Source organism: Lysinibacillus sp. CNPSo 3705 (genome assembly GCF_028674935.1).
Classification (GTDB): domain Bacteria; phylum Bacillota; class Bacilli; order Bacillales_A; family Planococcaceae; genus Lysinibacillus.
In genome coordinates this window covers 1-4,331 of record NZ_JAQZSD010000127.1, presented here as the reverse complement: position 1 = coordinate 4,331, position 4,331 = coordinate 1, and the positions used below count along the sequence as shown (strand labels likewise).

2 protein-coding genes are annotated in these 4,331 nt (G+C 29.6%); both read right to left on the bottom strand.

Annotated elements, in window-relative coordinates:
• Positions 1 to 219 precede the first annotated feature (219 nt).
• Positions 220 to 2,052, bottom strand: a complete 1,833-nt coding sequence (locus PVA17_RS24395) for a hypothetical protein (RefSeq protein ID WP_274069281.1) — start codon at positions 2,050 to 2,052, stop codon at positions 220 to 222.
• Positions 2,053 to 2,979: 927 nt separating this feature from the next.
• The gene (locus PVA17_RS24390; RefSeq protein WP_274069280.1) at positions 2,980 to 4,173 is read right to left on the bottom strand and encodes a hypothetical protein; all 1,194 of its coding nucleotides are present in this window, start codon (positions 4,171 to 4,173) and stop codon (positions 2,980 to 2,982) included.
• Positions 4,174 to 4,331 lie beyond the last annotated feature (158 nt).

Sequence of the window (4,331 nt, the reverse complement as noted above, 5' to 3'; positions counted from 1 at the left end):
AACTATTACATAGTATATACATGGTTTTATATTATCTATAGTCGTACTTATGTGGATTTTATTTCCATTATAGAGCAAAAAAAAAGTGATGGGAAATCTAGAATTAATTTTTATTCCTTAAAATATCCTTTTGAAATTTTTAACAAAATTAAAGCATGACAAATTGGCCACTCCGAAAACAATTGAAGTAGCCGAAAATATGTACGTATTTTTAAAAATTTAATCTCGTTCCTCCAACCAGTTATAAAATGGAACCTTTGTATTGGGGGTTGGAGTATTTATAAATTTATGCAAATATTCGTTTGCCCATATACGAATTTTTGTCCTTCTAGTGGAAAATAGCTTACGTGTTTCATCATCTGTAAGTTCATAAATTTCTTCTACAGACATTGGAGTCTCATCTGAATGTACAAATATCTTGTCATGAAGTAGATCAACTAGAGAATGTGCATACTTTGTATACGATTCCCCAAGACTTGATAATTCTTGTTCCAGTATTATTTTCTTATATGTGTTTTTTAACGCCTGGGCAGCAAAATTAAACTGTTTTACCTTTTCCTCCAGCGCATTTGTTTCTTGCATTTTTAATTTGAGTAAATAGTTATTATCCAAATAAACTTGTACCAAGTTAGAATCATAACGAATTTGATTTGCAAAAACTTCTTTAACTAACCTTTTGTACTCTTCAAAGACAATAATATTCTTTTTATCAGCTTGTTGCATATCATTGCTATATGATTTTTTCCATAAATAGGTAGAGTAATCATAAATGTTCTTTAAACTGTTGTTTGGGTCCTGTAATAACACTTTAATAATTGCTTCATTCTCTAAAATAAATACCATTAAACGTTCTTCAGAAACTTTATGTTGATAATAACTACATAAGTTATCAAACTTTTCGTTGTCTACAAAACTATTGTTAAAGTTTAGAATTATTTCTTCAATTGCTGGAAGAATATAATAATCTACCAAAACGTTAGCAAATCTTTCGAGAGCCACAAAAGTAGAGACACGTTCTTTATGTTCATTAAATAAATCATTAAGAGCTTGTTTGTATAATGAGCAGCCAAAATCACCGGCTAACTTATAAAGCATGTTTTTATTTCCAATTACATAACCTATTTGTTCGCTATCACTAATTTCATCAAAACTAATACCATAGGCATCACAAAGTAAGCGTAACTCTGAATAGTTAGCTTTGTTTTGAATTTTATTAGTGTAATGTGTATTAGGCATACGATAATCAATTAAAAAGTACGTACTTGTCGTATTACCTAATTTTTTTCTGGAATCTCTCTCGTAGTAGCTTAAAATTATAGATTCAATGTCAGCCATGGTCATATCTGGTGTAACCATAAGTACAAGTTGTCCAGTAAGTTTATTTTGGTGTTGCAGCAGTGTACAGTATTTTTTACTATAACTAAGCTTTAAATCAATAAGGCCTAAAAATGTTAATTTAGAAAATGATTTTACAAGATCTTGAAAGCTATCAAAGAAATCAAGCCCCTTGCTATTTTTAACAAAATTATTTTTATATAAATTCGTTATGCGAGTTCTAGAATACATTTGTGGGCTTCGGTTTGCATACAGATGTAATAATAAACGCATATCATTTAAAGTTAAATCACCCATAACAGCATCATCTTGTAATACAGCATAGTTATCAAAATATAGGAAACGCCCGTTTGTTAATTCTGATTGATATGTTGTAAATAAATCGGAAGCTAAAAAATAGTTCCCGTTCTTTTTTAGTACAAAACCATATTTAATTAGTCTATCTAAACCTTGAATAAATGTATCGTGTCTAACGATCATAGTAGCTTCTATTTCTGAAAGGCCTTGTCCTGCATGTATTTCACCAGTTACATCTGTATATGTAATCAACTTAAATAAAATACGAATAGAAGTTGGCGTAAGCTGTAACTTATCGTTAATTAATTTTTGTATAAATGAAATATTAAAACGAGGTGTATTATTATTTGTATTTAATAATTTTTGGAATTTATCATCTGTAAATGACGTTACATTATGTTTAATTAATGATTCTGTCATAGTCGCACTTCCTTGCTGAAAAATATTAATCTCATGCAAGTACTGGGAACTATGGTTAAGTATCTCTAAAAAAATTAGCTAGTTTTATAAATTATCATACTTTAAATGACTTTAATCTATTGCCAAAACAACAGCTTCTTTGTTAAAATAAAGTATGTATTGCTTTTATAAAAAAAGGCAATTTGAAAGGCATATTCTTTATTTTAAGAATATGGACTTAACACAAAACACCCAGACACATTGAAAGAGAATGTTAAATATTTGATTGTGTAATTTATAAATTTACCGTCTCCCTTCTCTTTTTTTGATGTTGTCCAAGCAGTTATTTGCCGTAACCCTTGGATAGTGGTTGTCATCTTAAAATCATTGGTCTTAGGACCACAAGCACGTCGCAGCGTCGGAAACTGTGGTGTGCTTTTTAATTTGTCTAAAAACAAATTAAAATTTTAGAAATGTACTTATTTGTCCATAAAAATATACTCAAATAAACCCTGTTACGTTCGTATACAGCCTTAAAAGCACTAAGCTACAGTATATGTCGTCGGATTACATATCTGTGCAAAAAAACAGCAAATAAGAGTGTATAGACGCATGCCAGCGTTTTTTAGAAGGACACCACAATTGTACCAAATTTTATTAACGCTCTGCAATAGTTTTTACATTCTAATCCCCTTGTTTTGCTACGTACAAAATTTAATTTGCAAAATACATTTAATAAATATTAATCTGATTGTTGCAATTTTAAGAACAAATTGTTATGATTAATGTAATTAAATCACGTATTCAAATTAATGCTCAGGTAACCCCTGAACAGCGTTTTTTTGAAGGACAAAAAAGCTACTCTTTCTAGAGTAGCTTTTTCTTATCTGTATAAAAATTAATAATTAATTATTAATGATTAATTATTAATTATAAATTAATTACAAATTATTTAATATCAGTTGGCATTACTAGCTGCTTTTTAAGCGATTCAATGCTCTTGTTAGATTTTAAACCATGTAGCTGTTCTTCTAACTCTTTCACTGTTTCAACGCATATTTGTAAATCACTTTTAAGTTTGCTATTCAGGTCCTTATTATTATCAATAGACGCAGTAATATTACCCTGCTCTAAAGTTAGATCCTCAATATGTTTTAATAAAGTAGCTTGCCTTTGTTTCATGTGTTCAATTGTTTCATTATCTTTTTCTTTAGTGATTTTCACTGATTGTTCCGAAATATCTTCACCTTCTTCTATAAAAAACAAGCTTTTAAAGAATCGAGGTATATACTTCTTCCCAGAAGGTATTGGTACATTAACAGTCATTTCTTCAGCCGAATTCATAGTTGCTTGCTGAGAAGTTTCTTGTTCTCTATCCACCAAAACAGCAATAGTCCTTTTATTTTCAGCCAGTTGTCTTTCTTCAGTCTTAATATGTGCTTCCAAATAATTGATTTCAGCTTGGAGTTGATTCATTTTATTTTTGGCCTCAACTAATTCAAGCTCTTTCCGAGATACTTTCTCAGTAAAAGTTATATGCTCTAGCAACGTATTTTGCATATTTAAGTATTGCTGTTCTTTAAGTAGCTCTCTTTTTTCCAATTCCTCTGCAAACTGTTTAAATCCCTCTTGCATTTGTAGCATATTTTCATTTAGTCCCTCAGCTATTAAAGCTTTTACGAAATTTGGATTTATATTTTGACGACCAGAATTATTTATACGCTCGTTATCATCACTTAATGATGTGTATGTTGCGTCTTCTCCTAAGATCGTTGAAATATCAGGAGCATTAAGTAAAAGCGACTCAGAAAGAAAAGTTATTAAAAGCAGTTTAAATAGGACTTCAATATTATGCCTGTATTGATTTCCCTTTTTGTAAGTTCTTAAGTAGTTTGCGTATTTACTATCATTCAATATATTTAAAATTTTTTGTGAGTACTTAAATCCCAGTAGCTGGGTAGCAGTGTTATTTGTATAGTGTTTATCTATTTCAACATTCTCAAAAAAGTCTTGAGCATATTCCATAAAGACTTTTTGAGCTTCTCTATCCTGAATGTAAAGTAACAAAGGATCATCCTTGTAAGTATCTAAAACATAGGCTTGCTTCTCTGCTACTGTTAGTTTTTTTCTGCTCTCCTCCACTTTTAAACTCTCCTTTCCTTACAATTGAAAAAAAATTAAAAACGAATTAAGACTTTTAAGGTCATATTATCGTAGGAATCCTGTTTTAACAAGGTTTTTGAATTGATAATTGAAATTTAATTAAGAAAAAATTAAAAAAATAACAAACAATATGCAAT